13 protein-coding genes and 3 pseudogenes are annotated in these 25,710 nt (G+C 62.8%); 6 read left to right on the forward strand and 10 right to left on the reverse strand.

Annotation, left to right across the window (positions count from 1 at the left end; translation table 11 throughout):
• Positions 1-24: 24 nt before the first annotated feature.
• Positions 25-333 carry a hypothetical protein gene (locus tag EJA05_RS23620; protein ID WP_110995879.1) on the forward strand — a complete coding sequence of 103 codons (309 nt, stop codon included), beginning with the start codon at positions 25-27 and terminating at the stop codon, positions 331-333.
• Positions 330-1,064, forward strand: a complete 735-nt coding sequence (locus tag EJA05_RS23625) for a YkgJ family cysteine cluster protein (protein WP_125860259.1) — start codon at positions 330-332, stop codon at positions 1,062-1,064. Before EJA05_RS23620 ends, EJA05_RS23625 begins: the two co-directional genes overlap by 4 nt.
• 146 nt (positions 1,065-1,210) lie before the next feature.
• Here the strand turns inward: EJA05_RS23625 and EJA05_RS28915 are convergent.
• From EJA05_RS28915 to EJA05_RS23655, 7 genes and pseudogenes are all read right to left on the reverse strand, one after another.
• Positions 1,211-2,206 (reverse strand): annotated as a pseudogene (locus EJA05_RS28915) (methyl-accepting chemotaxis protein); the annotation flags it as partial.
• Between the two features lie 306 nt (positions 2,207-2,512).
• Positions 2,513-2,794, reverse strand: a pseudogene (locus EJA05_RS28920) (PAS domain-containing protein); the annotation flags it as partial.
• Positions 2,795-2,878: 84 nt separating this feature from the next.
• On the reverse strand, positions 2,879-3,949 hold the full coding sequence (locus EJA05_RS23635; RefSeq protein WP_125860263.1) for a fimbrial protein: 1,071 nt from the start codon (positions 3,947-3,949) through the stop codon (positions 2,879-2,881).
• A gap of 36 nt (positions 3,950-3,985) precedes the next feature.
• Positions 3,986-4,795, reverse strand: a complete 810-nt coding sequence (locus EJA05_RS23640; protein WP_190306021.1) for a fimbrial protein — start codon at positions 4,793-4,795, stop codon at positions 3,986-3,988.
• 293 nt (positions 4,796-5,088) lie between these two features.
• A complete protein-coding gene (locus tag EJA05_RS23645; RefSeq protein ID WP_125860266.1) occupies positions 5,089-7,599 on the reverse strand; it encodes a fimbria/pilus outer membrane usher protein in 2,511 nt (836 codons plus the stop codon).
• 31 nt (positions 7,600-7,630) lie between these two features.
• The gene (locus EJA05_RS23650) at positions 7,631-8,359 is read right to left on the reverse strand and encodes a fimbrial biogenesis chaperone (protein ID WP_125860268.1); all 729 of its coding nucleotides are present in this window, start codon (positions 8,357-8,359) and stop codon (positions 7,631-7,633) included.
• A gap of 60 nt (positions 8,360-8,419) precedes the next feature.
• On the reverse strand, positions 8,420-8,968 hold the full coding sequence (locus EJA05_RS23655; protein ID WP_125860270.1) for a fimbrial protein: 549 nt from the start codon (positions 8,966-8,968) through the stop codon (positions 8,420-8,422).
• Between the two features lie 274 nt (positions 8,969-9,242).
• Between EJA05_RS23655 and EJA05_RS23660 the strand changes: the two are divergent.
• The 4 genes and pseudogenes from EJA05_RS23660 to EJA05_RS23680 all read left to right on the forward strand — a co-directional run.
• Positions 9,243-10,385, forward strand: a pseudogene (locus EJA05_RS23660) (efflux RND transporter periplasmic adaptor subunit); the annotation flags it as partial.
• Between the two features lie 119 nt (positions 10,386-10,504).
• Positions 10,505-13,597: a multidrug efflux RND transporter permease subunit gene (locus EJA05_RS23665; protein ID WP_125860274.1), complete on the forward strand. Its 3,093-nt coding sequence runs from the start codon at positions 10,505-10,507 to the stop codon at positions 13,595-13,597.
• Between the two features lie 9 nt (positions 13,598-13,606).
• On the forward strand, positions 13,607-14,278 hold the full coding sequence (locus EJA05_RS23670; RefSeq protein WP_110995887.1) for a heavy metal response regulator transcription factor: 672 nt from the start codon (positions 13,607-13,609) through the stop codon (positions 14,276-14,278).
• 129 nt (positions 14,279-14,407) lie between these two features.
• Entirely contained in the window at positions 14,408-15,859 is a 1,452-nt protein-coding gene (locus tag EJA05_RS23680; RefSeq protein ID WP_125860276.1) for a heavy metal sensor histidine kinase, read from the forward strand.
• 39 nt (positions 15,860-15,898) lie between these two features.
• On the opposite strand, the gene EJA05_RS23685 is transcribed toward EJA05_RS23680, so the two are convergent.
• From EJA05_RS23685 to EJA05_RS23695, 3 genes are all read right to left on the reverse strand, one after another.
• A protein-coding gene (locus EJA05_RS23685) for an IS5 family transposase (protein ID WP_190305981.1) occupies positions 15,899-16,755 on the reverse strand; the annotation gives its coding sequence in 2 pieces (ribosomal slippage) (positions 15,899-16,407 and positions 16,407-16,755; 858 coding nt in all).
• A 73-nt stretch (positions 16,756-16,828) separates the two neighbouring features.
• Entirely contained in the window at positions 16,829-17,053 is a 225-nt protein-coding gene (locus EJA05_RS23690; RefSeq protein ID WP_125860278.1) for a hypothetical protein, read from the reverse strand.
• Positions 17,054-17,196: 143 nt separating this feature from the next.
• On the reverse strand, positions 17,197-25,539 hold the full coding sequence (locus EJA05_RS23695; RefSeq protein ID WP_223811944.1) for an RHS repeat-associated core domain-containing protein: 8,343 nt from the start codon (positions 25,537-25,539) through the stop codon (positions 17,197-17,199).
• Between the last annotated feature and the right edge of the window lie 171 nt (positions 25,540-25,710).

The following is a 25,710-nucleotide window of genomic DNA, read 5'->3' on the forward strand; positions in this document are numbered from 1 at the left end:
TCGCAGCCAACGGCGGACCCGCACATGAAATACCTCAGCTCCCTGCTGATCGCTTTCGCGTTGTTCAGCGGCGCGGCCCACGCGTCCAGCACCCAGGCCTGGAACGACCAGCGCCAGCACATGCTCAAGGCTTGCCTGAAGGCCAGCCAGTTCAAGCAAGCCCACGCCCTGGGCAAGCCTGCCGAATTCGACGACCAGGTCGGCTACAGCGCCCTCCTGATCGAAGGCGTGTACCCGCAAAAGCACATGAACAACGCCACCGGCACCGAACTGTGCCTGTACGACCGCCAGCGCCAGCAGGCTTTCGTCACCGAGTGGGCGGCCGGCAAGTGAGCGACAGCATCCGTTTCGGCTGTACCGGCTGCGGCAAGTGCTGCACCGGCCACCATGTGCCGCTGACCCTCGCCGAGGCGGGCCAGTGGGCGCATGCCGGGGGCCAGGTGATCGTGCTGATCGAAGGCTTCATGGTCGATGGCCCGGGCATGCCGCCAGAGCAGCGCGAACACGTGCTGCGCCGCTCCCACCCGGTGCCCTGCGGCACAGGCGAGCTGAGCGTGTCGGTGACCTTCGCCGCGTTCAACCCGGGGCGCTGCCGCAACCTGAACGCCGACGACCTGTGCAGCATCTATGAAAGCCGCCCGCTGGTGTGCCGCATCTACCCGGCCGAAATCAACCCGCACCTGCCGCTGCGCCCCGAGAGCAAGGACTGCCCGGCCGAAGCCTGGGAGCAGGGGCCGGAGCTGATCCATGGCGGATTGCTGCAGGATGCAGAACTGCGCCGGTTGATCGAGGCGTCGCGCCAGGCCGACCGTGACGACATCGCCAGCAAGGTCGCCATCTGCCAGGCGCTGGGGATGACCACCAGTGCGCTCAAGGGCAATGGCTTCACCGCCTGGCTGCCGGACATGGGCGCCTTGGCAGCCGCGCTGGCCGCAGTGCCTGTGGATAACCCTGCGCAGTGGCAGGTGCATGTGGTGGATGGCGAGCTGGCCGGCGGCCTGCAGGGGCATGGGTTGCAAACCACCGCCGAGACGCCGGTGTATTACGCCTTTATCGGGTTCTGATCTGCCCGCTACCCATTGGCCAAACCAGCCCCTGTGGGAGCGGCTTTAGCCGCGAAAACCGGCAAAGCCGGTGCCATCCACCGCGTCGTCTGCTTCGCGGCTAAAGCCGCTCCCACAGTGATCGCTTCTGCAAACTACCCAGCCGCTTACTGACACCTGCGCCAGAACTCATCCGCCAGCCGCCGCAGGTCCTGCGCCAGATCCGCCACGTCGCTGGCGCTGCCATGGCTGCGCTGCCCCACCTGCACCGTCGCCTCGCTGGCCTGGCGGATGCTGATGATGTTGCGGTTGATGTTCTCGCTGACCTGGCTCTGCTGCTCCACCGCCGCGGCAATCTGCAAACTCATCTCGTTGATCTGGTTGACCCGCACGCTGATGCTGTCCAGCGCATCGCTGGCCAGTTGCGCCTGCTCGACGCTGTGCCCGGCATGGGCGCTGCTCTCGCGCATCACCTGCACGGCAGCGCGGGCGCCGTCCTGCAGGGCGCTGATCATGTGCTGGATATCATGGGTGGACTGCGCGGTGCGCTGGGCCAGGCCACGCACCTCGTCGGCCACCACGGCAAAGCCGCGCCCCTGGTCGCCGGCCCGCGCCGCCTCGATGGCGGCGTTGAGCGCCAGCAGGTTGGTCTGCTCGGCAATGCCGCGGATCACGTCGAGCACCCCGGAAATCTCGCTGCTGTGGCTTTCCAGTTGCTGGATCACCTCGCCGGCCTCAACCAGCGAACCGGCCAGGTCCTGGATCGCGCAGCGGTTACGGTCCACCAGCTGGTGCCCGGCCTGGGTCTCGCCCTCGGCCTGGTCGGCGGCCATCGAGGCCATCTGCGCGCTCGTGGCCACCTGGGCCACGCTGGCGCTCATCTGGTGGATGGCAGTGGCCACCTGGTCAGCCTCGCTTTGCTGCTCAAGGCTATTGGCATGGCTGCTGTGCAGGGCCTCGACCAGCGAGCCGGAATGCCCGGCCAGGCGCGACGAGGTGTCGCCGATGCGCCCGACCACGGCGCCCAGCTGCGCCTTGAGCATGCGCATGGCGAACTCGATCTGGCCCAGGCCATCGCGCCGGCCTGTGTATAAAAGCTGGCTCAGCGGGTTGTCGGCAATCGCCAGGGCCTGACGACGCAGGCGCTCATAGGGGCGCAGCAACAGCAGGATGGCCAGGCCAGCCAGGCCCGCCACGGCAAGCACTTCGGCCAATGACACCAGCAGTGACGCCCCTGCCCACCACTGCCCCACGCCGATCACCAGTGCCGCTACCCCCGCCACCGCCAGCGCCAGGCGCGTTGCCAGGCCCGCCACCGGCAAGCGTTCGCGCCAGCTGCGCCGCCCTTCGCGCAGGCGTGCATAGCAGGCTTCGGCCGCCGCCACCTGCTCTGCGCGAGGTTTGGTACGCACCGACTGATACTCCAGCGCCTGCCCGCCACTGCTGATGGGCGAGACGAACGCACTGACCCAGTAATGGTCGCCGTTCTTGCAGCGGTTCTTCACCAGCCCCATCCACGAACGCCCGGCCTTGAGCGCCTGCCACATCTGCGCGAAGGCCTGGGGCGGCATGTCCGGGTGGCGGACCAGGTGGTGGGGCTGGCCCAGCAACTCGTCGCGGGTAAAACCGCTGACCTGCATGAACACGTCGTTGGCGTAGGTGATGCGGCTGTCCAGGTCGGTGGTGGACAGGATGTTGGCGTCGCCGGGGTAATCCACTTCGCGACCGGTAACAGGCAAATTGCACTTCATCGGAGGCTCTCGTTGTTGTTGGGGACAATCGGCAGGGCGCTCGAGATTAGTGGCAATTGGCAATCATTTTTTGATCTGGCTCAATCATTTGTAGGTCAGGGTGAAGCTCAGCGAAGCGTTGGCTACACCGGCCGTGGGGGCGTCGTCGCCCAGCTGGATGTAACGAGCGGATAACGGCAGATCAAAATCGCCATCGGAGAACTCGAAGATCGGCACCTCCTCGTTAAGCCGCATAGGTTTTCCGCCGTAGGACTCCATCACCTGTACGCCAATCCCCGTGGCGTCGGACTCGGCATTGAGGCCAATGATGCCATTCGCGGAATCCACCACGGGCGAGCCATTGCGTGGGTCCAGGCGCAGGTAGGCAGTGGGGTAGTTGCCAGGCTCCGATCCACCTATGCAGTTCCTGAGCGGCAGGTAGAACACCTTGGTGTCGGTGAAACTGCCCGGCCCGCTGAAATGCGCGACCTGCCAGGTGCCCATCGGTACCCGTACCTGCTCCGAGGACGCGCCAGGCAAACCACACTGCGCCACATTCAGCGTGCCGCCGGAAAAGTCCACCTCCAGCACCTTGCCGCTACGGTTGCTGGTGAACTGGGCCAGGGTGTGCCCGGCAAGCGGTTGAGGGCCCATGCCTGGGTCGATGGGGCCGATCTTGATCAGGCGGTAGTGGTATTGCAGTGAGTTCACAAAAGGCACCCGGATCGCGCCGCCCACCTCTGCCGGGCTGACGATCTCGCGGTGCGGCACGCCCCAGCCAAAACGCCCCTGCCCCGGAATGAACTGCCAGTGCCGGCCAGGCGTGGCGTTGCCGAAGCTGGCCAGCACGGCCAGGCCGACACCGGGGATATTCGTGTGCAGCAACACCTCTCCTGGCGCCACCCAGGGTGAACCCGTCTCTTGCCGCAAGGGGGTGGCGACCTCGAATACCGTCTGCTCAGGGCAGTTGATATTGACTGCGGAGAAAACCACCGAGCTGTAGGTGTAACGGGTTTCGCTCGAGAAGATGAGGCTGCCGATGGGCGCATCCCTGCCCACCACCAGGTTGCCTGGGTCGAAGGAGATCCGCTGGAAGAATCCAGGGGGAAACTCACAGGCCAACGCCTGCAACGGCAGGTACAGGCCAGCCAGCACTACCAGTTTGCGCAAATACATACTGCTACGCCTCCGGGGTAAGAAACCGGTTCAAGCTCATTTGTAGGTCAGGCTGAAGGCCACCGATGCATTGGCCACGCCACCGACGGGGGCGTCCTTGCCAACCTGGATGTAGCGGGCAGCCATGGGGATGTGGATATCGCCGTTCTGCAGGCGAGTCATCGGCACATCTTCCAGCAGCGGCATGGGCGTGAGGTCAGGCTTGAGCACCTGCACGCCGATGCCGGTGGCATCCGAGTCCTGGTTGAGGCCAAGGATGCCGCGCGGCGCGTCGAGCACACTGGAACCATTGCGTGGGTCCAGGCGCAACTCGGCAAAGTGCTCGTTGCCGGGCTCGGTGCCGGCCTGACAGGCTTGCAGCGGGAGGTTGAACGAACGGGCGTCGGTGAAGCTGCCCTCGCCGGTGAACTGGCTAGTGCGCCAGGTCCCCATGGGCACGGTGACCTGGGTGGACGGTGCGCCGGGCAAGCCACACAGGGCGATGTCGAGGGAACCCGCCGAGAACACCAGCTCGACCACTTTGCCTGCCTTGTCGTTGATGACCTCCGCCAAGGTGTGGCCAGCCAGGGATTGTGGCCCCATTCCCGAATCCACAGGGGCGTACTTGATGATGCGGTAGTCGTAGTACATGGGGCGGATTCCAGAACCCACCTCATCGCTTTCAGTCTGGACGGTCGACGTGTGGGGCACGCCCCACCCGAAGCGTCCATGGCCAGGCATGTACGTCCAGTAGCGACTCGAGGGCCAGCCATAGCTGGCGCCCATCACGACGCCGATCCCCGGTATCCGCGTCTGTAGGATCACCTCGCCAGGGCCGACCAGACTGGAGCCATGGATCTGCGGCATGGGCGATTTGACCTCGAACCTATTGGTCCCACGGCACCAAATCAGCTCCACGCTTGTGTACTCCCATTGATAGCTCGGCCTCTGAGGACGAATGACCGTGCCGACGGGGGCGTCCCGGCCGACAAACAGGTGCCCCGGGTCAATGTTCACCCGGTAGAAGAAACCCGGTGGAAAATCGCAGCCCAGCACTGACAGCGGCAACCACGAAAACATCGCCAGCACCCACTTCAATGCCCCACGCCAAATGGCACCATCCGACACACCACGCATTGCTCTGTCCAACAGACTGCTCCTCATCCACGCCCCTCGGCATGATGCTCAACCAACGCCACCTCTCCTGGGCGACAGACACTCTGCACCTGTCGATACCCTTGTGCAGGCGCTGCGCCAGCCAGTGCCAGCAGCGCCCGGCACTGTTGCGAGGCACTGGCGCCCCAGCGCACGGTCAGCGCCCCTGCTGCCCCTTCGAATGCCAGCAATGCCTGCCCGCCAGGCCCGACCACGCCGACCGTGCGCTGCGCCGCGTCCAGCACCTGAGCGCCGAAAGGCGGCAGCCCGCCGTCTTCCAGGCGCAGGTTCAACAACACCTTCTCCACCCGCTGCGCGGCAAATTCGGCCTTGACCACCGCACCCCGGCGCGGCACCACGTTGGTGACGCCGTTGTCGATCTCGGTGCTGTGGTCCAGCCCGCTGGTATCCAGGCTCACACGGTTCTTGCGGTACGGCGTGAGGTAGGGGATCAGCGCATAGCCGCTGCTGTCGGTTCGGGTGCCCGGTGCATTGCCAAGGCCCACCCCCGGCGTGTCGGCCACATGCACCAGCCCCAGGGTTTCGCCCAGTGTCTGGCCCAGGGCGATGCCGCCGCCATGGGCGAGCAACGAGCCCGAGGCACTGACGTTGACTTGCTGGTAGCGTTCGCCGGCACTCACCCCGGCGCCGAGCTGGGCGAACGGCGCCAGGTAGTTGAGCGAGGCCGAGCCGCTACCGCCGGAACGCTCGGCATGGCTGGCATCCACCGCGTAGTTGAGGTGCCCTGAACGGCCCCGGTAGCCGGCACGCTGGTCGTAGCTGCCGTCGTTATTGCGGGTCAGCGCCAGGGTGCCGCTGCTGCCGCCCCCCAGCGGAATCGACAGGTTGAAGCTGATGAAACTGGACTGGCCGAACGAGTCGACCAGGCTCTTGCTGGCGTACAGCCCATAGCTCACCCCGCGGTACACGGTGTTGACGCCCAACTGCAACTGACGCTCGCGGCGCGAGGTGTTCCAGTAGTCCTGCTGGCTGAGGTTCAGGTACAGCGAGGTGTTGCCGAAATTCTGGTTGATGCTGGCCTGCACCCGGCTGCGCTTGGTCATGCGGTTGAAGTCATCGCCCTGGTGCTGCCACACCGCCTCGCTGAAATCGCGGTAGCCCTCGGTGGAGTAGCGGTAACCGGCGAAGCGCACCGAAGTGCCAGTGGCGAAGGCCTTGCCGTAGCGAATGCCATAGCTGCGCCCTTGATCGCTGTGCCCGTCACGGCCCTCGGTGCGGGCCTGGGTCACATCCAGCGAGATGGCGCCGAGGCTGCCCAGGTTCTTGCCCAGGCCCACCTGCGTGGCGCGGTAGAAGTCATTGCCCAGCAGGCCGCCTGACAAGGTGTAGTCATGGGGCAGGCCGTAGGCCAGCGTGGCCTGGGCCAGGCCTGGGCGATTGCCGTTTTCGTCGGCGGCGTTGTACTCGCCGAAGGTCGGGCCGTAGCGCCAGGTATTCTCGCGCAGCAGGTTGCCGAGGGTGGCGTAGGGCTGGGTGAAGCTCCGCTCACGGCCATCGGCCTCGGTGATGATCACCTCGAGGTCACCGCTGCCGCTGGAGGCGTTGAGGTCGTTGATCTCGAACGGCCCGGGCGGCACGTAGGTGGTGTACAGCGAATAGCCGTTATGGCGCACCTCGACCCGCGCGCGGGTTTCGGCCACGCCACGGATCACCGGCGCGTAGCCCTGCATCGAATCGGGCAGCATGCCGATGTCGCTGGCCACCTGCACACCACGAAACGGCAGGCTGTCGAACACATCACCGGCCGTGAAGCTCTCGCCGAGGGTGAAGGTGCCGAGGCTGCCCGGCAGGTCGGTTTGCGCGTAGCTGGTCGAACGCTGCCACTGGCGGCGGTTGTTCTGGTCCTGGGTGAAGCTGCCATTGGAGCGCAGGCGCCAGCCGGAAAGGTTGAGCCCGCCATTGAGGTACAGGCTGAACTGGTTGTGATCGCCCTGCCCTGCCGTGTGCCCTTGCGAGCTGGTGAACTGGTAGTTGAGCAGCCCGGCGTTGATGCCGGCGTCCCATTCCTCCGGCGCCACGTAGCCCGCTGCGTCGCGACGCAGGGCCACCTGCGGCACGCTGATGTCCAGCGCCAGATAGGCGGGATCGAAGGTCACCAGAGCGCCTTCGACCGCCTGCTGCAGGTCGACGCAGTCCAGCGTATCCAGCTCGCGCTGGTCGATGAACGCGGCCAGCTTCACGCCCATGGCGTCGAGCATTGCCGGGCTCAGGCAGGCACGAACCTCGCCGTTGCCGGCATCGTCGAAGCGCAGTTCGCGGCGCTCGTAGAAGCTCTGGTTCAGGCGGATGGTCACCTGGTGCAGGCCAGGAGGTACCTGGGCGTTGTGGGCGATAGCCTCGAGGTCGAGGTTGGGGCCGGCCGAGCCGCCGCCAAAGGGCTGCATGAAGCTGCTGTCGAACATCGCCGCCTGGGCAACCGGCAGGCCGACAGCGAACAAACAGGCGAGCAGGGTCGGGCCGCAGGCGCCAGGCCTGCGGCAGGAAGAATTGGGCATTACGGTTACTCGATCAGAGAGCGTGCGCCAGTCAGCGCGTAGCGCCAAGGCTGACCCGTTCGGGCTTGGTGTAGCCGCCGTAGTCGTTAATCACCGAGAACTCGACGCTGTTCGGCGTCCAGCCCAGGCGCGGGGCAATGGCGTACTGGCGGGTGGAGAACGGCGCCACCATCACCGGCTTGTCGATTTCGCTGTCGCGCCCGCCGTCGGCCACCTTGATATGGATGAACGAGACGTGGAACGGCGTTGGGTTGTGCACCTGAAGCCGCGCTTCGCCGGCCTCCTGGCGAATGGCCCACTCCAGCCGTGGCAGGGCTTCGAGCAGGCTGCCCTGCAACCCCTTGGGCCGGTAGAACAGCTTGATCCGCGTGCGCAGGGCGATCTTCAGGGTGTTGCCATCGTCGTTGCTGGCAGCGGGGATTTCCTGGGCGTTGAAATAGAACACCGACTCGCGGTCGGTCGGCAGGTTGTGCGCGGTCGGCACGATACGCACCATCTGCTCCTTCATCGCATCCAGTCGAAACAGCGGCGGCGTGGCAATGAACGGCGCGCTGATGGCGTGGTCGTCTTCCTCGGTGTTGACCCAGGCCTGCACGGCGTAGGGTTTGTCGGTGCCGTTGCCAGCGGTGATCGATGCATCGCGCTTGCTGGCATCGAAGATGATGCGCGTGCCGCTCAGGGTCACCCCTGCCTGCGCCATTGGCAGCAGTGCCAGCAACAACGCGCCGGCCAGCCACCTGTGTGAATGGGTGCGGAACATCACAACCCCCTTGGTTTCAGGGTGAGCCACGCCCTGCACAGGGCGCGGCTGCAGCCCGGTTTACTGGATGTTCACGGTGAACTGCGCCTTGGCGTTGGCCGGGCCAGGGGTGGCAGTGCCGGTGGCGATGTAGTTGGCGGTGAAGCGCAGGGGCTGGCTGAGGTTGGCGTACTCGGCGGACGGCTCGGACACCGGCAGCTCGGTGCCCCTGAAATCGCGCAGTTGCACCGCCACGTTGCTGGCGGCACCGGCCACCGGCTCCAGTGCCAGCCACTGGCCCGCCGCACCGGCGGAGCCGGTGATCGGCAGGAAAGTCACGGTGGCGGCTTTGCCGGTGATATCGCAACCTGGGTCGCTGGCGTTGACCTGCAGGGTGAATGCCCCACCGCCGGCCACGTCGCCGGCCTTGGCCAGGCTGCTCACCGGCACTTGGTCGCCGAGCTTGACCACACCCTTGGCACCGCCGGTGCCGTTACCCACCTCGATGGCGCAGGTGCTGTTGACGATGGTGCCTTCAAAGCTGATCTCGCCGTCGGCGGCCTGTGCGAACTGGGCCGCGCCCATCAATGCCACTGCGGCGGCCAGGCCGCTCAAGGTTACCTTTTTCATGGTTGCTCCCTTCATGATGCTGCGCGCGTTGCGCCTTGATGATTCGTGCAACGGCAACCGTGGGTGGCTTGCCGAGCACGAAGAGCATCATGCCGTGGCCGACAGGCCGGTCCACGGCGAAACGGAGCAAGTTCATGGGAACGCTTTCCCAAGCAAACTGCGAAATTTCCCAAACGCATGCAAAACTGACAGTGCTGACAGCCAGCGGTCACCCTGGCGACCCGATCGGCACGCTATAAGACACTGTCCCCTTCCCCTTTCCGGCCACCGCCACATGACCCGACCCCTGCCCCGCAAAGCCCTGATCCTGCTGCTCGTCGTCGCCCTCGGCGGCGCCGCCTGGTGGCTGCGCCCGAGCGCGAATACCGCGCACAAGCCGGCTGCCGCCATCCCGGTGCGGGTGGTCGGCGTGGCCCAGCAGGATGTGCCGCGTTACCTCGGCGCCATCGGTTCGGTGCTGTCGCTGCACAGCGTCGAGGTGCGCCCGCAGGTCGAAGGCGTGCTGACCCAGGTGCTGGTGAAGGAAGGGCAATGGGTGAAGCAGGGCGACCTGCTGGCCACCCTCGATGACCGGGCGATCCGCGCCAGCCTCGACCAGGCCCGTGCCCAGCTTGGCCAGACCCAGGCGCAACTGCAGGTGGCGCGGGTCAACCTCAAGCGCTACCAGTTGCTGAGCAGCGATGACGGCGTGTCGAAGCAGACCCTCGACCAGCAGCAGGCGCTGGTGAACCAGTTGCAGGCAACGATCACCGGCGACCAGGCGGCCATCGACAACGCCGCCGTACAGCTCAGCTATACGCAAATCCGCTCACCGGTAAGCGGCCGCGTGGGCATCCGCAACGTCGACCCGGGCAACCTGGTGCGCACCAGCGACAGCCAGGGCCTGTTCAGCGTTACCCAGATCGACCCGATCGCCGTGGAGTTCAGCCTGCCCCAGCAAAACCTGCCGACCCTGCACAAACTGCTCGAAGCCCCCACGCCCGCCGCAGTGGAGGCGTTCATGGATGCCGACGGCGAGCGCAGCCTGCTGGGCAAGGGCCACCTGGCATTGATCGACAACCAGGTGTCGGCCAATACCGGCACGGTGCGGGTCAAGGCCGAGTTCGACAACAAGGACGGCCACCTGTGGCCCGGTCAACTGGTGACCGTGCGCCTGCTCACCGCGGTGGACGAGAACGCCCTGGTGGTGCCGCCGCCGGTGGTGCAGCGCAGCATCGACGGGCACTTCGTTTACCGCCTCGATGGCGACAAGGTCGCCGCCGTGCCGGTGAAAGTGCTGTATCAGGACAGCACGCTGAACGTCGTTGATGGTGTGAAGCCTAGGGATTGCCTGGTGCTCGATGGCCAGTCGCGGCTTAAGCCCGGCAGCCGGGTTGAAACCAGCGGACAGTGCGCAGAGCCGCAGCGCCTGGCCGATGGCAATCGCGGGGCAAGCCCGCTCCCACGCGATACCGCCACTGCCCGGGATGCAGGTAGTACCGTGGGAGCGGGCTTGCCCCGCGATGGCGTCAGCGCAAACAACCCGGAGCCCCAGCCATGAACACCCGCAACGGCGTGTCGGCCTGGTGCATCGACCACCCCATCGCCACCCTGCTGCTGACCTTCGCCCTGGTGCTGCTGGGCGCCATCGCCTTCCCGCGCCTGCCGGTGGCGCCGCTGCCGGAGGCCGACTTCCCGACCATCCAGGTTACCGCCCAACTGCCCGGCGCCAGCCCCGAAACCATGGCCTCGTCGGTGGCCACGCCCCTGGAGGTGCAGTTCAGCGCCATCCCCGGCATGACCCAGATGACCAGCAGCAGCGCCCTGGGCTCGACCAACCTGACCCTGCAGTTCACCCTCGACAAGAACATCGACACCGCCGCCCAGGAGGTCCAGGCGGCGATCAACACCGCCACCGCGCGCCTGCCCCAGGACCTGCCCAGCCCGCCGACCTGGCGTAAGGTGAACCCGGCCGACAGCCCGGTGCTGATCCTCACCGTAAGCTCGGCGCAGATGCCCGGCAACGAGCTCAGCGACTACGCCGAAACCCTGCTGGCGCGCCAGCTCAGCCAGATCGACGGGGTCGGCCTGATCAACATCACCGGCCAGCTGCGCCCGGCCATCCGCGTGCAGGCCCAACCGGAGAAACTCGCCGCCATCGGCCTGACCCTGGCCGACATCCGCCAGGCCATCCAGCAGACCAGCCTGAACCTGGCCAAGGGCGCGCTGTATGGCGAACACAGCGTGTCGACCATCGCCGCCAACGACCAACTGTTCCACCCCGAAGACTATGCCCGGCTGATCGTCAGCTACCGCAACGGCGCCCCCGTGCACCTTGCCGACGTGGCCAAGGTGATCAACGGCGCCGAGAACGCCTACGTCAAGGCTTGGTCGGGCGACCAGCCGGGGCTCAACCTGGTGATCTTCCGCCAGCCCGGGGCGAACATCGTCGACACCGTGGACCGGGTGCTCGATGCCCTGCCGCGCCTGCAGCAAATGCTGCCGGCCTCGGTCGAGGTGTCGGTGCTGCAGGACCGCACCCAGACCATCCGCGCCTCGCTGCACGAGGTGGAACTGACGCTGATGATCGCCGTGGCCCTGGTGATCGGCGTGATGGCGCTGTTCCTGCGCCAGTGGTCGGCAACCCTGGTGGTGTCCAGCGTGCTGGGCGTGTCGCTGATCGCCAGCTGCGCATTGATGTACGTGTTCGGCTTCAGCCTCAACAACCTGACCCTGGTGGCCATCGTCATCGCCGTGGGCTTCGTGGTCGACGACGCCATCGTGGTGGTGGAGAACATCCACCGCCATCTGGAGGCCGGCGACGACAGCCGCACCGCCGCGCTCAAGGGCGCGGGCGAAATCGGCTTCACCGTGGTGTCGATCAGCTTCTCGCTGATTGCCGCGTTCATCCCGCTGCTGTTCATGGGCGGCGTGGTCGGCCGGCTGTTCAAGGAGTTCGCCCTGACCGCCACAGCGACCATCCTGATTTCGGTGCTGGTGTCGCTGACCCTGGCGCCGACGCTGTGCGCGCTGTTCATGCGCAAGCCGCCGCAGGAGCAGCATGGCGGCTTCGGCCAGCGCCTGCTGGGCTGGTACGAGAAAGGCCTGGACCGCGCCCTGGCGCACCAACGCCTGACCCTCGGCATCTTCGGCATCACCCTCGCCCTGGCGGTGGTCGGCTACGTCGGCATCCCCAAGGGCTTCTTCCCGCTGCAGGACACCGGCTTCATCCTCGGCACCACCGAGGCGGCGGCGGATGTGTCATACCCCGCGATGATCGAAAAACACCTGGCCCTGGCCAAAATCATCGGCGACGACCCGGCGGTGCGCGCGTTCTCCCATTCGGTGGGGGTGACCGGCAGCAACCAGACCATCGCCAACGGCCGCTTCTGGATCTCGCTCAAGCCCCGTGGCGAACGCGATGTCTCGGCCAGCGAGTTCATCGACCGCCTGCGGCCCAAGCTGGCCCAGGTGCCCGGCATCGTCCTGTACATGCGCGCCGGCCAGGACATCAACCTCAGCTCCGGCCCTTCGCGCACCCAGTACCAGTACGTGCTCAAGAGCAACGACGGCGTGGCGCTGAACCTGTGGACCCAGCGCCTGACCGAGCGCCTGCGGGAAAACCCGGCGTTGCGTGACCTTTCCAACGACCTGCAACTGGGCGCCAGCGTCACCCGCATCGACATCGACCGCCAGGCCGCGGCGCGCTTCGGCCTGACCACCACCGATGTCGACCAGGCGCTGTACGACGCCTTCGGCCAGCGCCAGATCAGCGAATTCCAGACCGAGACCAACCAGTACAAGGTGATCCTCGAGCTGGACGCCCGCCAGCGTGGCAAGGCCGAAAGCCTGAACTACTTCTACCTGCGCTCGCCGTTGTCGGGCGAGATGGTGCCGCTGTCGGCACTGGCCCATGTGGCGTCGCCCAGCACCGGGCCGCTGTCGATCAGCCACGACGGCCTGTTCCCCGCCGCCAACCTGTCGTTCAACCTGGCCCCCGGCGTGGCCCTGGGCGATGCGGTGCAGATCCTCGAACGCACCCAGCGCGAGCTCGGCATGCCCGACTCGATCACCGGCAACTTCCAGGGCGCGGCCCAGGCATTCCAGAGCTCGCTGTCGAGCCAGCCGTACCTGATACTCGCCGCGCTGGTGGCGGTGTACATCATCCTCGGCGTGCTCTACGAGAGCTTCGTGCACCCACTGACCATCATCTCCACCCTGCCCTCGGCGGGCCTGGGGGCGATCATCCTGCTGTGGGGCAGCGGGCAGGACTTCAGCATCATGGGGCTGATCGGCGTGGTGCTGCTGATCGGCATCGTCAAGAAGAACGGCATCCTGTTGATCGACTTCGCCCTCGACGCCCAGCGCCACCACGGCATGACGCCTGAACAGGCGATCCGCCAGGCGTGCCTGGTGCGCTTCCGGCCGATCATCATGACCACCCTGGCCGCGCTGCTCGGCGCGGTGCCGCTGATGTTCGGCTTCGGCGCTGGTGCCGAGCTGCGCCAGCCACTGGGCATCGCGGTGGTGGGCGGGCTGCTGGTGAGCCAGGCGCTGACGCTGTTCTCCACCCCGGTCATATACTTGGCCCTGGAGCGCCTGTTCCATCGCCGCCAGGCCGCCACCGTCGCCGCGCCGACCGCCCGCTGAGACAAGACCATGCGTGTACTGATCATCGAAGACGAAGAAAAAACCGCCGACTACCTGCACCGCGGCCTGACCGAGCAGGGCTTTACCGTGGACCTGGCGCGGGACGGCATCGACGGCCTGCACCTGGCCCTGGAAGGCGACTATGCGGTGATCGTGCTCGACGTGATGCTGCCGGGCCTGGACGGCTACGGTGTGCTGCGCGCGTTGCGGGCACGCAAGCAGACGCCGGTGATCATGCTCACCGCCCGCGAACGGGTCGAGGACCGCATCCATGGCCTGCGCGAAGGCGCCGACGATTACCTGGGCAAGCCGTTCTCGTTCCTTGAGCTGGTCGCCCGCCTGCAAGCCCTGACCCGCCGCAGCAGCAGCCACGAACCGCTGCAGGTGCAGGTGGCCGACCTGTGGATCGACCTGATGGCGCGCAAGGCCACCCGCGCAGGCCAGCGCCTGGAGCTGACCGCCAAGGAGTTCTCGTTGCTCAGTGTGCTGGCCCGGCGCCAGGGCGAAATCCTGTCCAAGACGGCCATTGCGGAGCTGGTGTGGGACATCAATTTCGACAGTGACGCCAATGTGGTGGAGGTGGCGATCAAGCGCCTGCGCGCCAAGCTTGACGGGCCCTTCGACAACAAGCTGCTGCATACCATCCGAGGCATGGGCTATGTCCTGGAAAACCGTGGGTAGTGAGCAGTCCCTGTGGGAGCGGGTTTACCCGCGAAGTGGCCACCGAGGTGCCTGGCACCGGCTTCGCCGGTGTTCGCGGGTAAACCCGCTCCCACAGGGGCTTGGCGGCGGCGATTGGATTGACAGTCAATGAACACAAAAGACCATTTGCGCAAAAGAGCCGGCAACTCCATCGCCCTGCGCCTCTGCGCCCTGTTCACCCTGGTCGCCCTGGGCGTGTTCGTGCTGATCGGCAGCGCCCTGTACCGCCAGGTCGACCGCAGCCTCGACCTGCTGCCTGCCGCCGAACTGGAAGCCCGCTTCAGCGTGCTCGAGTCCGCCCTCAACCGCTACGGCACGCCCGAGCACTGGGCCAAGATCCACAACAAGCTCAACCTGCTCGGCGAAGAGGACAAGCGCATCCGCTTCTGGGCGGTCGGCAGCAACCCGAACTACGAATATGGCCAACCCACCGAACTGATCCGCGCCTTCGCCGAAGGCCCGCCGGGCATGCGCGAGCTGCGCCTGGCGAACAGCCCCTACCCTTACAAGGTGCTGGTCAGCGAGCTGCCGGCACTGGGCGAACGCCCGCCGCTGCGCTTTCTGATCGGCATCAACACCGAAACCTTCTGGCAGGCCCAACACAGCCTGCTGGTGGCCATCGTCGGCCTGGCAGCATTCGGCGTGGTGCTGGCATCGCTGCTCAGCTACTGGGTGGCGCGCATCGGTTTGAAGCCCTTGCTGACGCTGTCTGACCAGGCCCAGGGGCTCGCCCCGCCACGCCTGGACGGGCGCCTGCCAACCGAAGCCCTGCCACCGGAACTGGCCCGCTTCGCCGGCGCCTTCAACGCGGCGCTGGACCGGGTCAGCCAGGCCTATACCCAGCTCGAAGCGTTCAACGCCGACGTCGCCCACGAACTGCGCTCGCCGCTGACCAACCTGATCGGCCAGACCCAGGTGGCACTGACCCGCGGGCGCAGCGCCGAACACTACTTCGAGGTGCTGCAATCGAACCTCGAAGAGCTGGAGCGCCTGCGCAGCATCATCAACGACATGCTGTTCCTCGCCAGCGCCGACCAGGGCAGCAAGGCCACCGCCCTGGCCGAGGCCTCGCTGGCCGAAGAGGTGGCCACCACCCTCGACTACCTGGACTACATCCTCGAGGACGCCCAGGTGCGCGTGAGCGTCAGTGGCGACGCCCGCGCACGCATCGAGAAAGCCCAGCTGCGCCGGGCGCTGATCAACCTGCTGAACAACGCCGTGCAGCACACCGCGCCTCACCAGGTGATCCAGGTACGCATCGAGGCCGATGAGCAACAGGTCAGCATCACGGTGAGCAACCCGGGGCCGAGCATCGCCGAGGAACACCTGCCGCTGCTGTTCGAGCGCTTCTACCGGGTGGATGCCGCGCGCGCCAACAGCGGTGGCAACAACCACGGCCTGGGGCTGGCGATCGTCAAGGCCATCGCCTTGATGCATGGAGGTGAGGTCTTCGTGCACAGCGATAAGGCAGGGAATTGCTTTGGGATCCGCTTACCGAATGCGGGACCGGAGTACACCGCACAAGACGCCAGCAAAAAGAAAAGAGGCGAGCAGGTCTGAACGCCTCTTTCGCTTAAACCGATCTGCTATTTTTTGGCGTTAGGCTCTGTCTGAAAAAAGCCGTCGCATACACCGCATGACGCAAGCCAGCGAGACCATTGCGGCATAACTTTTTGCGAGCTTGTCGAAGCGCGTGACGATTCGGCGGTTCTCTTTTAGCCAGCCGAACATGCGTTCGATGATGTTGCGCTGTCGATATTTGGGGCGATCAAACAGTCTCGGCAAGCCGGGTTTGGGCTTGCGTTTCATTGAGCGCAGCGGAATGACCGGCTGCATCCGATATCGATCGCAGTAACGGCGCAAGGCCTCGGCGTCGTAGCCTTTGTCAGCCAGCAACCATTTGCATCGTTTGCGTGGACGACCACGCTGGTTTGTCGGGATGCTGACATCATCAAGCAACGGCTGGGCATAGCTGATGTCGCTGGCTTGGCCGCCAGAGAGAAGGAAGCGCAACGGTATCCCGTTGGCGTCGCAGAGCATATGGATTTTGGTTGTCAGGCCGCCGCGACTGCGGCCTAGAGCGTGATCGGCAGGCTCGTCAGGCCCCCTTTTTTCCGCGCTCCAGATGAAGCACGGGTTGCTCGAACAGCGGTCGAATCGATCATCCAGGTGTGGGGATCGATCAAGCCTTTGTCATTGAGTCTGAGGTGCAATCGTCTGAGCATCTGATCGAATGTTCCGCGGTTTCGCCAGAGTCGGAAGCGGTGATAGACCGTTGCCCAAGACCCGAAGCGCTCGGGCATATCTCGCCAGGCTGCTCCTGAGCAGAGCACCCAGAGCACACCATCGAGCATCAAACGATCACTGCTGCGGGGCCTGCCCCTGACGTGGGCCGCCGTAAAGAGGTCGGCGACCACTGCCCACGCTTCATCCGAGAGTTCATAACGCTTTGCCATCACAGAATTCCTTTCCGTAGATGGCCGGCGACTGTACAGAACCCAGGCTGTTCCGAGGCCACATTTCAGTTTCTTAGGATTTCAGACAGAGCCTAACAGCCGTGGCCTTGAATTTGCCCGATTTGTTTGGGTCGAGTACCTTGGTGAAGGTTACTTCTGAGCCTACGGCAATTCCGGAGTTGGCTATTAATTCGAATTGAAGCTGGTCATCCTCTTCCTCCGACTCAGGTTCGAATTCAATCCAACCGAAGTGCAAGTCCGTGTTCATTGATTTAACTTTTCCACTCTGCTCGGCCATGTTGATCACCTAAATATTGAGTTGCTCCGGGCGCTCCGAATGCCTTGACAACTCAGTATTCGGAACAGCCTCTATTCAATCCTATTAAACTCATCAAACAGGCGCCACTAGCATTTCTATCAGGTCCTGCACCACGCGGCGACTCAAATACTGAGTTCCATTGTGCTGCGAATTTCGAACTGGCTAATAGCACGTGCTACTTCCTTGATGTTGGGATCAGGAAGATAAGAGCCTCTTGCCCTTGTACTGATTGTCGAGGTTTGATTACCCCGCGCCAGTGCAATCGACGAGTCGATCGTCCCGCGCAGGATGTTCGCTTCAATCGCCAACGCCATGTTTTGACTGAGTGTGGAAACGAAGCGCAATTGGTTCGCCCAATTGTAGAAGGCGATCGATCTACCCGTGAGGTTGAGGGGATCCGGTCCATCCCAAAGGCTTTTCAACTTGCCGAACACACCATGCCTTCCGTAAGTGGGCATAGGCTCAAGCCGAGCGGCCGGGGCCTTGATATAGTCGTCCACCTTACACAAGAGCTTTCCAGGCGCGGACTTGGCGGCTGCTATCGCCCTGGATGCACCCTCTCGTATACTCAGCCACACTGATTGGCGCGTGACGCCCAGTTTGGCGGACTTCAGTCGCTTGAAGCCCTGCCCGACGGCCTTCAACCCGTTCCCCACCCACCGGACAGTGCGTTGCACCAAAGTCCTGGTAGCGTTGAACAGCTTGATACTGGCTTTCATCACCCCCTGGAAGCCCTGCGTGGACGCCACGCCGGTTGCCATTGACGCAATCCCCAGCGCCTTGGACAACTCCGGATTGGTCTCTGCGGTCAACGCCGAGGCCACTTCCAGTCCGAAGGACGTTACAGCCATGGTGGTCAAAAAGGCGAAGAGCAACATCGAGGCTGTTCCCCCCGAAAACACCGTCGCTCCCACTCCTAGTACCGTCAGCACGAATGACAAGGCCAGCCCTCGCCACTTGCCCCCCAGCCCCACGTTCCTGGTCCCCCGCAATTGCTCCTCGCGCTCGCGCAATTGACGGTCCTGCCCCCATCGGCTGAGCATGATCGCGCCGCTAGGGTCATGCAGGTTGACCGGGTCCGGACAGTGCTGATAAGGATTGTGGCCACCGTCCCCAAACGGGGCCAGCCAGTCAGGCTGAGCATAGCGGCCTATGCCGGGATCATAACTACGGTACCCGTTGCCCGCAGGATACTGCCCTGTCACTGGGTCACGACGCATGCCGTTGTATCCGCTGACCACGCCCTCCAGCAACGCGCCCTCGCCAAACGGCAATCGCGGGGCCAACGTGAGCCCACCGTCCCTGACCTGCCCTGCAATGCCAACCTGTGGATCGTCGATCAACCAGCGCACCTGGTCGTCTTCGTACTCCGCCAGGCCTGCCGAGATGCTCGTACGACGCGTGACGGCACGAGTCTTGTCGAACCAGATTTCGCCAATCAGCTCATCACCGTCATATCGCAGCTCGCAAATGCTTTCGTCCTGTTCGACGTGTTGCGCGACCAAGCGCTGATAGCCGTCGTACTGATAGCGCGATAACAGTTGGCCTTCGGCATCCTTCACCCTGCTCACCTGGCCGGCACCGGTATAGCTGAATGCGTGGCTCTGTCCATCATCGACCAAGTAGCCATTATCGCTCCAGCTCAAAACCCGAGACTGCGAGCCGTGCTGCACCGAGGTCATGCGCGTGGGGTCTGCATTCGCGTCGTAGCTGAAATCCTGCGTGTGCTGGGTGCCATCAAAGCGCGTAGTCACTTTAGTGACAACGTTGTCCAAGGCGTCCCAGGTAAACGCTTGCGCCTTCACGGCATCGCCGCTGGCATTGGTCGGGCAGTAGGCGGTATCGTCGCTTTCGCAGGTGTAGCCCTCAAGACGATCAAGTGCATCGTAAACGAAGCGCTCGGTGCTCTTGAGCTGACCGTCCTGGTAGTTCGCTTTGCTGATCAGCCGGCCATCACCGCGCCAGGTCATGCGTTGACTGAAGCGTATCGCGCCATTGTGCAGGAAAGTCCGCACGATCTCCTGACCGAGACCATTGTGTTCACTGAGTACCTGCCATTGCTCACCGGCCTTCATTGCATGGACGAGGCGCGACTTCAGCCTGCCCAAGGCATCGTAACGGTACAGCACATCCTCATGATCCTTGCATGTACGTAGCAACCGCCCCTGGTCGTCGACGAAGACTCGCTGCCAACGCCCATCGGCACGCAGTGAAGCCACGGTGGCGCCACACAAGGTCTGCCAGTCCTGCGTCGGCACCTTTCCACGAGGCGTAGTCTCTGTGCCCTCGATGCGCCCTGGCAGGTCGCCCTGGATGAAGCGGTGCCTCCAGGTACCGCCCGCTCCATCCTCGCAGACCACAGTGGCTCCGCCATTCTTGCGTGCAAGACTGCCCATGGCGCTGTCGCCCGCGCGCCAACGGACGCAGTCGGCATCGATGTGCGTCTGCAGGCACGTCTTGTCGGGCAGGGTAATGGTATCGTCATCGAAGGAGTAAGTGCGGTTGCCGACCGTGCGCGACTTTAGCGTGGAATCATTGGCCACGGTCTGGGTGGCAATGACCCTGCCGTCTATCTTGAGGGCAGTGGGCTGGTTGCTGAAACCGTGATAGGCACGTTCGACAGTGCTGCCATCGGGGCGCGTTGCCTTGGTAATCCGGCCCAGATCATCACGCTCGAAGGCATAGATGCGTGTTTCACCGTCCACGAAGCGTTCGCTGCGCACCACTTGGGCACTCGCATCGAGTTGTTGGACCAGTTTTACCTGCTGCAGCCCGGCACCGTCGACGAGGGTTTCGGTACGCTCGAAGGTGCCATCCGTTAGGGTCACGTATTCGGTGGTGAGTTCAGACAGGCATTGTTGCGCCAATCCCTCTTTCACAACCTGACGGGTAGTGGTGCCTTTGGCAGGATTCGCATAAGTGAAAAGCACGGGACTGGCGATCTGTAGATAGCCTCGTGCCCGCTCGGCTTCTGCTGAATCGAGTAGCTTCAGAAAGTCCAGAACCTCAGCATTCTCGACATCAGCCCCGCCGAGGTTGAAGTCTTTAATTACGAGGTTCGCGGCCCACCTTTCGAGCTTCTGCCCATATCTGACCGGAATCCGAGACGCCCCCACCACTGGAATACATTGACCCCCTTTGCGCCCCGCAAGACCTTGAAAGAACTTGAAGAAATAAGGGAGAAAATATCTGTATCTATCGAACAGGCTCACTAACAGATACAGGGCTTGCCTAATCAAGTCTGTGATGTATTCATCGGACACATCGTGTGCATCTCTCACATCCCTTAGTTGCACAAGACAAGTAAGAAACTTGAGCATTTCCTCTTCATCATCCCCACCACTGCACGTTAGCGCGACAGCAACGTCCCACTCACTTGAATCGACGTCCGGTGGAGTTTGGTTTGCGCTCGATTGCTCCTCGACAACGGCTCCCAGCGCTGTCAGCCACGGTTCTCGCCCGTCCTTGGGCTGCACCTGTGCCATCTCGATCACTGCCTGGCCCCCCGGCAGATAGTCCCACTCCCAACACCCTACCGACTGCGATTCATCGAGCCCGTCCCTGCAGTACTCATCCAGTGGCACATAATCAATGGCCCCAGCGGGCTGCCATTCACTGCGCCAAACCCGCTGAACACCGTCCAGGTGATTGCGGCGTTGAGCACCGTTGGCATGGGTGTGAGTCTCCAACTTGTTATCCGCGGAATAAGCAGTGGTGATATGTATCACTGCTCGCTGGTTTTCTGCCCTGCTTTTTCTGCCAGGCTCCAGGCGATACCGAGCGTCGTCCACGACCCGCCCAAGAGCGTCGTACTGCCTTGTCATCTCGATCTCAGCGTCCGTTTGAGTAAGCCAGTTCGCGCTAAGGCGTGAGAAGTGACGGACACTGACCTGCTGCGTGCCGGCCTGGGTTTGCAAGGTAATACGCTCCAGGATGTACGGGGCATTTGGGTTGTCCTCGAACGTCTTGGTGGTTTTCTCCCAGAAGACATCAGGCCCCTGAAGCGTCATCTGAGTATCCTGGACGGTCCATACTTTGACCTTGCTCGCATCGCTCGGCGTCACCTTGTGCGTCACCGTCGACGAACCATGCAAATGTCGACGACACAGCACCGAGGCAAGGCCGATTTGCGTCGGTTCGTCCGTAGGGATGAAGAGCTCGCCGGATGCCATCTCCAGGCGCCCCCCCTGAATGACTCGCTCTTCGGCCAATTCAAGGTACGGTCTGCCTGCATGCGCTACCGTGCGGTAGCCGAAGAGTTTCAGACCAAGTGGATGACCGAAATCGTCACATTCATACTCGAACATCACAGGTAGCATCGCGTACTCAGGTACTGCCGGGCAGTCCAGTAGCGGTAGTTCCTGTAGTTCCTGTAGTTCCGGCAGGCAGTCAACTGTGCGCAACAGATCGGCCTCGATACGATTCGCGCCACCCGCGCGACCATAGTAGCCACGGCAAAGCGTATGCTGGCCCTCGATGACCACTTTCACGGGCAGTCCGTCATCGTCCGTCGTCATGATCTGCATATCGACCGCCTTGCCATGGGGCTGACGCTGTGCGACCGGGACGACTTGCAAGCAGGCCTGAATAGCGTTGACCAACACCACACGTTGATTGCGGCTGAATCGCCAGAGCATCTCTACGATTTCCTGCTGATGCTTGACGGATTGTTTGCCAGCCAATGCAGGCTTTCCCTTCCTGATGACCAACTTGATCGACTCGATCACCTTGATCAGGTCATTCCCATACCCCGTGTATCGAATGCTCTGCGTCGTATTCTTGTTCTGGGCCTTTAACTCCAGCCACTGGTCCTCGGCGGATGCCTCACCTGCCAGTATTTCTCGCCTGTGACTGCCGTCCTCACCGAACACCTGCAAATGATGCCGTCGCTTGCCATAGGGACCTCGCCGGCCGGCAATGATGTACAACTGATCAGAGATGTCACGCAACTCCCCCGTGTATTGGTAGGTGGCCACGTGGTTCTCTTGCCCACCGCCAGGAATCAAGGCATGGAGCTTGACCTTGGGCCACGAGGGCCACTTATTGGTGTCGTGTGGTTCTGGGCGTACACCCGGGGTGTAGCGCACGTACTCGACCGAACCATCCAACTCCTCTAACCGACACAGCACCCGGTCTAGAACCGGATCGTCTTCATAGCCACATTTGACCTGCTGAAGGCACGCACCTGCTTGAGTCCACTCAAGGGTCCGTAGCAGCCAGTCTTTCAATTGCAGCTTGACCTCGAAGCGTTCATCGCTTGCTGGCCATATCTGCATGTTCACCTGCGCAGCCGACTTGTCCGGGGTGACGTACTCAGCCGTGAACAAGGTTTGTTTCTCGCTCTCGATGCGCATGAGCAGGAATTGCCCAAGCTGACGCTTCCACGTCAGTTCGAGCACCTCACCATAATGCGAGATGATGCGAGCAGGCAGCAGCTGCACGAATGGACGCTCGTAGTAGGCGATGCGCTCGTTCAGCTCCTCGATCGTTCCATGCGTTGCCCAGGCCTTGGCGGCCTCGTTGTAATCGAGCGCCGCACCAATGTAGTAGGCCCCCGGTGAAGCCACCAGCAGCACCCATTGAGTCCAGTGCTCAGGCACGGCGGGAAACTGCGGTTTGCTTTTCTCCTTGATAGCCCGCAGGAGCTTCAGGACTGTCTGGCGAAATTCATCATTGGGCTCGACCTCGTTGGCGGCCACCACGGCAGGCTTTTTCAAGACTTCCTGACGGCCATTGGGCAGCTCGATCGTGAATTCACTGTAATCCTTGTTGCAGCTCAACAGGCAATGCTTCTTCTTCAACGGTTGTTCCTTGCCTAGGTCTTCCCACTCCTTGGGGGTGAACGTGATTCGCCCGCCATTGGCCAGGGTCAACACACGGTCACGCACGTCCAGGCTGGAGAAGCGCCAGGCCCAGCCATCCCCCAACCCCGCCTCGTTTCCGCGCAAGGCCGAATAATGCAAGGTCAGGTCGCACAATGGCCCCCGTGCGCCCAGACCTTGCAGCGTTGCGATCGGGTAGTGAGCATGGAACAAGCCCAGGCGGCCATCCACGCCGGTCATGTCATGCCCGAAAGTATCGAAAATTTCCGAGTGATCCGTGTTCCCCCAGTCTTCGCATAGCAGACTCCTCGGCGTGTAGGGCGCCAATGCGGCGGACGGGGTGAACTCGACCGATTTCGAATTTTTCCAGAATGCGTGTTCGTCAAAGGCGCCGAAATGGCCGACGATCAATTTGTCTTCACCGCGCAGGCTTTCGGGATAATCCAGAACGATCTCGTAGTCTTGCTTGACCCGGCCGCCCCAGATGATCTTGCCGGCGCTGACCCAAAGCGGCGACTCTTCACCTTTGCCGAAAACCGTCGGCTCGCAGGCGGCCACCCGTATACCCTTGTCCCAGGCGTGCTGAGTCAGACGAAACTCGAGCTCCCCTGACTGCAAGTTGATGGAGGCATTGAGTTGGCCCTTGGCTGAGTCGAACTCAACGGACGGCGCCGAGGCCATTTCCTCCTTCAGAACATCGGGTGCCACTTCTACGAAGGGTTCGAATTCGACCTGCAGTTCACTGAAGGCTGAGTCGAAGTCAACGGACAGCACCGAGGCCATTTCCTCCTTCTGAACATCGGGTGCCTCTTCTACGAGGGGTTCGAATTCGACCTGCAGTTCACTGAAGCGTGGGATTGATAGCGACCCGGCACCTCCAGTCGTGCTGTCAATGTCAACGTAAAGTTCAGGCCAGGCTTGTTCCTGGAGAAAACGCGCCAAGGCAATGCGCCAGGACGGCAGCTCGATCTCGCCGCCTTTCTCTGTCTGCGGAGGTCTGAACACGCCAGTATGTAAGGCCCGGTTGCTAAAGGGATGCCGTACCGCAACGTTCAGCGAGGCTCGGGACATCGCTTTTGTCGGAAGCTCCAGCGCCGGTACCCAGTTACCCGCATCCGGCAGCGAGGTGAAGATGCGCAAGGCGTCGCCCCGGTGCCATAAACCAAGGCCGAGGGCATCCTGGCCGATAAGATTGTTGGACGCAGGCCTTGAGGAACTGGCTTGCACATAAGCGGACACCTCTGAACGATTCAGGGCAGTAGCCCAGTCCGCCAGCCATTTGCCACTTGCCCTCAGGGTCGTGGTGGGGCCCCACTGATGATGACCCAGCAAGCGCTGAGAACATGCATCGTAGACCCAGGTATGCAACGTGGTACCGACCGGTAAAGCCTGCGATCCTTCGACTTTGCGGCTTTCCCACCAGCCTGAGACGGTCAGGTTCACGCTCAGTTCGGCCCGCTGCGGCACCCAAAACGCGTTGCCGATTTCGGCGGGCGTTACCTGACAGTCGCTGTTCAATACACCCGCCCGCAGCAGATGGCTGTCACGATTGATCTGATCGCACAATGCCTTGGACCAGCCCAAGCCGACCTGCCCCTGCGTGGGGCTGAAGAAATGATTTTCGAACAGCGCTTGTGTTTTAAGGTCGCGAACCTGCAAACAAAGCGTCTGCCGGGCAGTCAAGCGGAAACTGTCATTGCAGGCCAGCGCCTGTACCAGATTGCTATCGAAGGGAGCATTGCTGAAAGCCCGGTACTTGGCATGGCTCCACAGCCGTAATGGGCCACTCTCGGTCGTGAAGTTATTGTTCTCGTCCCATGCTCCGGCAGTGATCGGGGCGCCCTGGTCGGCAACAAACTTGGCGAATGCCCGAGGCCACTTCTGTGCCGTTAGTTCACTGGCCTGAGGGGTGAAGGCAAACCGACTGACCTCTCCATCGCAGCGGTTGACCAGAAACGCACTGAGCGTTTCATCACGCGCGAGTTCGCGACCTGCCTTGATCGGTACGGTGCTGTACCACCCATCGTCGACGCTGCCCTCTCGCATCAGTGTGAAGTCGGTCATGTCAGGAAGGTAACCGTCAGACCGCGTGGTGATCTGGTAAGGAACCGCATAAGGGTCAATCTGACTGACGATTCCGCTGAGCAAATAGACATTCTTGATGAAGCTGAAAAACTCATGCTGACCATTGAATAGGCCAGTCCCCTTCAATATCGGATAGTCAAGGGTGAGTTGAGCATGATGATCCTGCAGAGCATCATCGACAGTGAACACAAATTTCGCGTATTGACCGGGGTAGTCTACGACCGTTACGTGGCCAAAAAATGAGTAGTAGCCGTTTAAATCAGTAGTCAGCTCCACCCACACCGCCCCCAACGCTGGTGACAGCTTCCCCCACTCCTCGGGTTTGACCAGTACCGCGCCGCTTTCGAGCATGGCCTCCAGCTGCATGGCCTCTTGCTCTAGCTTCGCATCCAGCTCGGGCACAAGCTCGATGTCGGTGTAAGCCAAGTTTCGTTTGTCTGGAGACCTGATACGCAGCACATCGTTCTCTGCGAATTCGTAAACAGCTTTGACGCCGTTCACCGTGATGAGATCGCCATTCTTGAAGAATTTCCTGAAGGCGTGACAGTTGTAGGTCATCACCAAACCCTCGCGTGCTATCGGCTCGTCGTCATTGAATGGCGACCAGGTGATCTGCACAACTGACAAAAATGCCAGGTGCCCGCTGCGTGGGCGAGAACATGTGCACCGCGAGAAGATGCGTTTCAATCCTGAAGCGCTCTACAACGTGGGTTGTGAACGAAAATCCGC

The sequence above is a fragment of the Pseudomonas oryziphila genome, from assembly GCF_003940825.1.
Lineage (GTDB): Bacteria > Pseudomonadota > Gammaproteobacteria > Pseudomonadales > Pseudomonadaceae > Aquipseudomonas > Aquipseudomonas sichuanensis.

Coding starts and splice junctions, on each gene's coding strand:
- EJA05_RS23640 (WP_190306021.1), bottom strand. CDS start 4,795: ATGCCGCAGATCCATGGCTCCAGTCTGGTCGGCCCTGGCGAGGTGATC.
- EJA05_RS23655 (WP_125860270.1), bottom strand. CDS start 8,968: ATGAAAAAGGTAACCTTGAGCGGCCTGGCCGCCGCAGTGGCATTGATG.
- EJA05_RS23690 (WP_125860278.1), bottom strand. CDS start 17,053: ATGGCCGAGCAGAGTGGAAAAGTTAAATCAATGAACACGGACTTGCAC.
- EJA05_RS23645 (WP_125860266.1), bottom strand. CDS start 7,599: ATGCCCAATTCTTCCTGCCGCAGGCCTGGCGCCTGCGGCCCGACCCTG.
- EJA05_RS23695 (WP_223811944.1), bottom strand. CDS start 25,539: ATGACCTACAACTGTCACGCCTTCAGGAAATTCTTCAAGAATGGCGAT.
- EJA05_RS23635 (WP_125860263.1), bottom strand. CDS start 3,949: ATGTATTTGCGCAAACTGGTAGTGCTGGCTGGCCTGTACCTGCCGTTG.
- EJA05_RS23670 (WP_110995887.1), top strand. CDS start 13,607: ATGCGTGTACTGATCATCGAAGACGAAGAAAAAACCGCCGACTACCTG.
- EJA05_RS23650 (WP_125860268.1), bottom strand. CDS start 8,359: ATGTTCCGCACCCATTCACACAGGTGGCTGGCCGGCGCGTTGTTGCTG.
- EJA05_RS23680 (WP_125860276.1), top strand. CDS start 14,408: ATGAACACAAAAGACCATTTGCGCAAAAGAGCCGGCAACTCCATCGCC.
- EJA05_RS23665 (WP_125860274.1), top strand. CDS start 10,505: ATGAACACCCGCAACGGCGTGTCGGCCTGGTGCATCGACCACCCCATC.
- EJA05_RS23620 (WP_110995879.1), top strand. CDS start 25: ATGAAATACCTCAGCTCCCTGCTGATCGCTTTCGCGTTGTTCAGCGGC.